The following is a 6,234-nucleotide window of genomic DNA, read 5'->3' on the forward strand; positions in this document are numbered from 1 at the left end:
CGCTGGAAATCGGTCGCATCCCCGCGGTCCGTGCTGAAGGCGATGGTCTGGCCATCGGGAGACCAGGCGGGCAGCAGGTCCGCGTAGCGATCGTTGGTGAGGCGGCGGACGGCGCCCTCGAGATCCGTCACGAACAGGTCGCTGATCCCACCATCCAGACCTGTGAAAGCCAGGTGCCGCCCATCGGGAGACCAGGTGGGATTCTCGATCCCGTTCAGGTCGAACTTCAGCCGCTTCAAGACGCGGCGCTTGGCCACGTCGAGAACATAGATGGCATCCTGGCCGCCGGTCTTGGCGCTGAACGCCAGGTATTTGCCATCCGGTGAAAACGCGGCCGAGGAGTTGAGGAAGCGCAGCGACTCGAAATCCGGTTCACCGCCCGACTCGACCAGCTTGTGCTTGACCTTGCCCGTACGCGCATCCGCCAGCCAGAGGTCGAAGAAAAAGCCGTCTCGCTGGGAAAAGAACGCCATCAGGCTGCCGTCCGGCGAGATGGCGGGTGCGAGGAACCAGGGATCTTCGACGCGGGCGTGGTGGGTGAGCCGTTCCCCGAAGCTCTCCGGCCGCTGGTACTCCGTGACCTGAACGAGGTAGGTCTTGCGTACCGCGGCCGTCCACTCCTGGTTCAGCTCCTCGAGGCTGATGCCCAGCGTGGACTGGAACGCGCGCTCGAGGCCGACCCGCGGCGCCTTCTGCAGCAAGATCCCGATCACCTCGTCGCCCCACTTCGAGCCGACATAAGCCCACAAGGCCTGGCCAAAGCGATAGGAGAGGTAGTCGTCCCGGCGGGTCATCTCGGCAATGCTGCGCAGGTAGCCGGACAGTGCGGCGTCCCGCAGCCAGGCAGCCGTGTGGGGGTCGATGCGGCCAATCGAGAGGTACTCGGCCATCCCCTCCATGAACCAGAGGGGTGGGCGCGCCGCGAACGGCGTGGCCTCGGCCAGCACGGCACGGCGGTACAGCACGTCGAACTGGAAGGCGTGCACCAGCTCGTGGGTCAGCACGTGCTCGAACTCCGCGTACGAGCCCGTGAAGGGCAAGATCACGCGGTTCTTCAACGGCTCCGTTACACCGCCCGTGCCCTCCTCAATGGCCCCCGGAATCGCGTTCGTCTGCTGAAACTCCGAGTGCGACGCGTACAGGATGATGGGCTTGCGCTCCCGGAACTCGTGCTGCAGCAGCCGCGACAGCCGCGCATACGCCCGCTCAACCATGCGCGCCGCGTCCAGCGCCGCCTCCCGCTCCTGCTCGTAGAAGTAGACGTCGAAGTGCTCCGTCTTGATCACCTTGAAGTCAAAGGAGCGGTACTGCACCTTGTTGCGGCCGAAGTGTTGACCGCTCGCCGGCTCGCCGGCCGTGAACAGCAGGGCGGCCAGGACCAGGGCGGAGGTCAGGAGGCGCTGACTCATGGGGTCCTCCGGTTAAGCTTCGAGGGCAGGCGTGCCTGAGCGCTCGGCCCTGCAGCTCTCTGACACCTCATAGCGCCCTCCCGTTAGGCCTCGAGGGCGTGGCTGGGGGCATCGCCCCAGAGGCGCTCGAGCTGGTAGAAATCCCGCGCCGCGGGATGGAACACGTGCACGACGAAGTCAATATAGTCGATCAGGACCCAGCGGCCGCCGCGCAGACCCTCGACGTGACCGGGCCGGACGCCTGCCTGCTTCAGTTCGTCAATAATGTGCTCCGCGATGGACCGCACGTGCAGGTCCGAGGTGCCGCTGACCAGGAGGAAGTAGTCCGTCGCGCTGGAGAACCGGCGCAGGTCCAGGACCAGAAGCTCCCGCCCCTTCCGGTCGAGAGCCAGTTCGGCCGCCCTGGCCAGTTCCGCGGGCATGGCGAGCCACGACCCTGCCCTTGCCCAACTCGGCGCTGCCGCCTCATGGAAACCACCCCTCATCTCGCCGCCTAGTAATCCGGCCCAACCGCGAAAGTTCCCGGCTGCCGCCCAGTACAGGCGGTCAGGTCCCCTGCGCACGGACCGGCAACACGTGCATCATCCAGGCCAGCCGGCGCGGAAGCGATGTGGTTCGGATAGGGGTTAGGTGCTGCGCGCGCACACCCGCCCCGGCGGGCGGCGCCAGCGGCGCCTATTCGGCCTTGATCACCCAGACTTTGATTTCCGGGCGTACGTCGGTGTGCAGCCGCACGGGAACCGCGTAGACGCCCAGCGACTTGATCGGCTCTTCCAGCTCAACCTGGCGGCGGTCCACCTCGAAGTCCAGCTCCTGCTCGTTCAGGCGGTCCGCGATGTCCGGCGCCGTAATCGAGCCGAACAGCTTCGCCTCCTCGCCCGCGCGCGCGTGGAAGGTCAACGAAATGCCCTCCAACTGCGAGGCCCGCCGCCGCGCTTCGAGATAGTCGCGCCGCGCCCGCTGCTCCCCACGACGCCGCTCCTCTTCCAGCGCCCGTATGTTCGCCGCGGTAGCCTCGGCAGCCAGCCCGCCAGGCAGCAGGTAGTTGCGCGCGTAGCCTGGCCGCACACTCACCATGTCGCCCGCCTCGCCCAGCTTGGGCACGGGCCGCCGCAGGATGACCTTCACTGTTCTCATCCCTTACTCCTTCAAGATCCGGGGCGCGGCGCCGACCGCCCGCGCGCCCGCAGGTCCAGCCAGGTGTCACTGAGTCCCAGCACCAGCGCGGCCGCCATGAACAGCGGATAGAGCAGGAGCGCGGCCACGCCGCCGAGCAGCGCCGCAGCCGGTCCGGGTGCGCCGAGCAGCGCCAGCATGACCGCGCCGCCGCGCAGCGCGTACAGCGCCCCCATGAAGGTCAGCAGGTTCGTCCCCGTTCGGCTCGCCACGCCTCCAACCGGCAGCAGCACCAGCAGTATCCCGGCAATGAGTAGCCAGACCAGCTCGTCGCGGAAGCGGAACTCGCGCAGTGGCCGCAGCGGCTGCGGCTCTTTGGCCGTCAGCCGTCGATACATCCACCAGGCGACCCCCAACGCCGCCAGGGAGCCCAGCGCCAGCAATGCGGGGTAGAGCGCCGCCTGCAGCTCTGCCGCCTGGTACACGGCCGAGGAGAACCGGCCGGATACACCCTCGATTCCGGCCGCACTGCCCCACGAGGCCACCACTTCGGCCGCAGCGCCGCGCAGTCGCCGGGCCACGCTCCAGTCCAGCTCCCGCCAGCCGCGGCGGTCCAGCAGTGCCAACCCCACGGCGGTCGCGCCCGCCCCCGCCAGCGCCGAGAGCGCCCGGGAGAAGAACACGCCCGCCGGCCAGAGCGCTACGATCAGCAGGAACCAGCCGCCCAGCATGAGCACCCACCCCCGCTCGGCGTACCAGAGCGGCCCCGCCGGCCGGCCGAAGAACAGTGCCGCCGCCAGCGCCAACACCAGCGCGGCCTGCACGGGGCGGCGCGGCGGCAGCCCTACCAGCAACAGGCAGAGCGGCACGAAGACGAGCAGCGCCGCGTTCACGATGGAGAGAGACGCCGTCACCAGCGAAAGCACCAGAACGGTGCCCCACCCGCGCCAGCCGCGCTCCGCCACCCGACGCTACCCCTCGTACCCGCGGACAAAGGGCAGGAGCGCCAGGTAGCGCGCCCGCTTGATGCCCGTCCCGACCTGCCGCTGATGCCGCGCGCACATCCCGGTCATCCGCCGGGGCAGGATCTTGCCCTGATCCGTGATGAAGCGCGACAGCGTCTTCTCATCCTTGTAGTTCAGAAACCGGATGCCCGCCTCACACAGCGGACAGGCTTTCTGCCCCCGTCGCACCTTACTCCTCCTCTTCCTCTTCCTCGTCCGCTGCTTCCTCCTCCGCCCGCCGCGGCTCGCGTGTCGCCAGGGACATGGGCGCCGTCGGCTCGCCTTCGTGCAGCACGATCAGGTAACGCAAGAGATCCTCATCCAGCTTCAGCGCCCGCTCGAACTCCGGCAACGCCGCAGCTTCCGCCCGGAACTGCGCGACCGCATAATAGCCGTTGGTCCGCTTCTGGATGGGATACGCCAGCTGCCGCTTCCCCCAATGGTCCACCGCCAGGATCTCGCCCGAACCGTCACCCGCCACCAGCGCGTGGTACCGATCCAGCTTCTCCTGGATGCGTGGCTCCTGCAGCGCCGAATTGAAGATGTAGACGACCTCGTAATCCGCCATGCTGGCCTCCTCCGGTCTGTTCGGCCCCGCCCGCGGCGGAGCAGGAGCTAAAAAACTTAAGCTAGCCGCGGCCCCCCAACCCTGTCCAGCCCGTCGGACCTGGTTTCAAAGTTTCATGCTGGCCGATCTGGCCATGGCTCTTGACGGTAATGGACCCCATTTCGGTGGATATCGTACCCTGCAGCGGTCCGCCAGGCCGTGGCGTACTTCGTGAATGGGGCGGCGACATGCGTCGTCGGGCCAACATGAAAGATCGAAAGCTGGTCCGACACCCGTCCGGCGCTTGACAGCAAGGCCGATCTCAAGTCGCTGAGCCAGCTCGAGGAGGCCTACTTTGCCCGCTACACCACCTACACGAAGAATCTGGCTGCGCTGGGCCAGCCGGCTGCTCACGGCCTAGCCCGACTACCACCCTACACGTTGAAGCGGAACAGGATGACGTCCCCGTCCTGGACGACGTAGTCCTTCCCCTCGCCGCGAATGAGGCCGCGCTCCCGCGCCGCCTTGATGGAGCCGGTGGCAAGGAAGTCGTCCCACGCCAGGGTCTCGGCGCGGATGAAGCCGCGCTCGAAATCGGAGTGGACCTCGCCCGCCGCCTGGGGCGCGCGGGTCCCGCGCCGCACCGTCCAGGCGCGCACCTCTTTCTCGCCCGTGGTGAAGAAGCTGATCAGGTCGAGGAGGTGGTAGCCGGCGCGGATGAGGCGGAACAGCCCCGGTTGTTCGAGTCCCAGCTCACGCAGGAAAGCGCCCCGCTCTTCGGGCGCCAGTTCGATCAGCTCCGCCTCGATGCGAGCGGAGAGGGGGAGCAGCTCGGCCGGCTCGGCATCGGCCAGAAGCGCGGCGCGCAGGGCGGCCGCCCACCGGTTCTCCCCGTCTGGCAGATCGCTTTCCGCAACATTGGCCACGTACAGCTCGCGTTTGCTGGTGAGGAGCTGGTACCCGCGCAGCCAGCGCGCCTCTTCCTCGCCCTCTGCCCGCACCAGCCGGGCGGGCCGCCCCTCCGCCAGTAGCGCTGCCAGCCGCTGCAGCAGCTCGAGCTCCACTTGCGCCTTGCGGTCTCCGCTGCGCGCCACCTTCTCGAGCCGCTCGAGCCGCCGCTCGACGGACTGCAGGTCGGCGAGCGCCAGCTCGATATTCACGATGTCCCGGTCGCGCACCGGGTCCACGCTTCCCAGCATGTGGGCCAGGTCCGGGTCGTCGAAGCAGCGCACCACGTGGACGATGGCGTCCACCTCGCGGATGTTGGCCAGGAACTGGTTGCCTAATCCCTCCCCCTGCGCCGCGCCCTTCACCAGCCCCGCAACGTCCACGAACGTCACGACCGTGGGCACCTTGGTGCGCGGCCGCACGCTCTCGAACAGACGGTCCAGGCGCGCGTCCGGCAGCTCGACCACGCCCACGTTGGGATCGACCGTGCAGAACGGGTAGCTCTCGGCGGGCGCGCGGGCGCCCGTCAAGGCGTTGAATAGCGTTGACTTGCCTACGTTGGGCAGCCCGACGATGCCCAGCCTGAGGTTGGGCACGTCAGCGCCTCGCTCCGGCAGAGGCCTGTTGCACGGCGCGGATGACCGCGGGATAGGCGTGGTAGACCTGGCGGGCGGAGGCCAGCTCGAGGCGCTCCCGATTGGTGTGGGCGAAGCGCTCCTCGCCCGGCGCGTAGCCGACCGTGGGGATACCGTGCTGGCCGCAGGTGTGGCCGCCGTCCGTGGCAAAACGCCAGGGACGGATGGCGGGGCGGCGGCCCGTGGCCTGCTGCACGGCGGCCGCGGCCGCGGCTGCAACCGGGTGCTCGGCGGCCAGCAGGTAGCCGGGCGTGAAGAGCTGGCGATCCTGTGCTGGGCCGGCCCAACTGGTCTGGTGTTCGACGCCAAAGCGGACTGCCAGCCCGTACCCCTCAGCGAGGGGCACGCGCGGCCGCAGGAATTCGAGCAGCCGGGAGACGACGTCGTCTGCCGTCCATCCCGGCAGCACCCGCCAGTCCACGATGACGCGGGCTCGATCGGGGATCACGTTCGGGCTGCGAGGCAGGGTTTCCAGCGCAGTGGGCGCGAGCGTGGAGGCTCCGAGCACCGGGTCCGCCGGGAGCTGAGCAGCGAACTCCCGGAACGCGAAGAGCACTGCCGGCAGCAGGTCGAGC

The 6,234-nt window shown here is 68.6% G+C and carries 8 protein-coding genes; all 8 read right to left on the minus strand.

The window, feature by feature from the left end; translation table 11 throughout:
• Positions 1-1,409 (minus strand): TolB family protein (locus HY703_03555; protein ID MBI4544252.1); only part of this gene is annotated, 1,409 nt, incomplete at its 3' end.
• Positions 1,410-1,492: 83 nt separating this feature from the next.
• Positions 1,493-1,831, minus strand: coding sequence for a ribosome silencing factor (gene rsfS / locus HY703_03560; GenBank protein MBI4544253.1), 339 nt, complete (start codon positions 1,829-1,831; stop codon positions 1,493-1,495).
• 253 nt (positions 1,832-2,084) lie between these two features.
• A complete protein-coding gene (locus HY703_03565; protein ID MBI4544254.1) occupies positions 2,085-2,537 on the minus strand; it encodes a 50S ribosomal protein L9 in 453 nt (150 codons plus the stop codon).
• 20 nt (positions 2,538-2,557) lie between these two features.
• Positions 2,558-3,490: a DUF2232 domain-containing protein gene (locus HY703_03570; GenBank protein ID MBI4544255.1), complete on the minus strand. Its 933-nt coding sequence runs from the start codon at positions 3,488-3,490 to the stop codon at positions 2,558-2,560.
• 6 nt (positions 3,491-3,496) lie between these two features.
• Entirely contained in the window at positions 3,497-3,718 is a 222-nt protein-coding gene (locus HY703_03575; GenBank protein MBI4544256.1) for a 30S ribosomal protein S18, read from the minus strand.
• Between the two features lies 1 nt (position 3,719).
• Positions 3,720-4,097, minus strand: a complete 378-nt coding sequence (rpsF, locus tag HY703_03580; GenBank protein ID MBI4544257.1) for a 30S ribosomal protein S6 — start codon at positions 4,095-4,097, stop codon at positions 3,720-3,722.
• Positions 4,098-4,510: 413 nt separating this feature from the next.
• Positions 4,511-5,620, minus strand: coding sequence for a redox-regulated ATPase YchF (gene ychF / locus HY703_03585; protein ID MBI4544258.1), 1,110 nt, complete (start codon positions 5,618-5,620; stop codon positions 4,511-4,513).
• Position 5,621: 1 nt separating this feature from the next.
• A partial coding sequence (locus HY703_03590; protein ID MBI4544259.1) for a peptidase dimerization domain-containing protein occupies positions 5,622-6,234 on the minus strand: 613 nt, incomplete at its 5' end.

This window comes from Gemmatimonadota bacterium (genome assembly GCA_016209965.1).
GTDB lineage: Bacteria > Gemmatimonadota > Gemmatimonadetes > Longimicrobiales > RSA9 > JACQVE01.

Coding starts and splice junctions, on each gene's coding strand:
- rpsF (MBI4544257.1), bottom strand. CDS start 4,097: ATGGCGGATTACGAGGTCGTCTACATCTTCAATTCGGCGCTGCAGGAG.
- rsfS (MBI4544253.1), bottom strand. CDS start 1,831: ATGCCCGCGGAACTGGCCAGGGCGGCCGAACTGGCTCTCGACCGGAAG.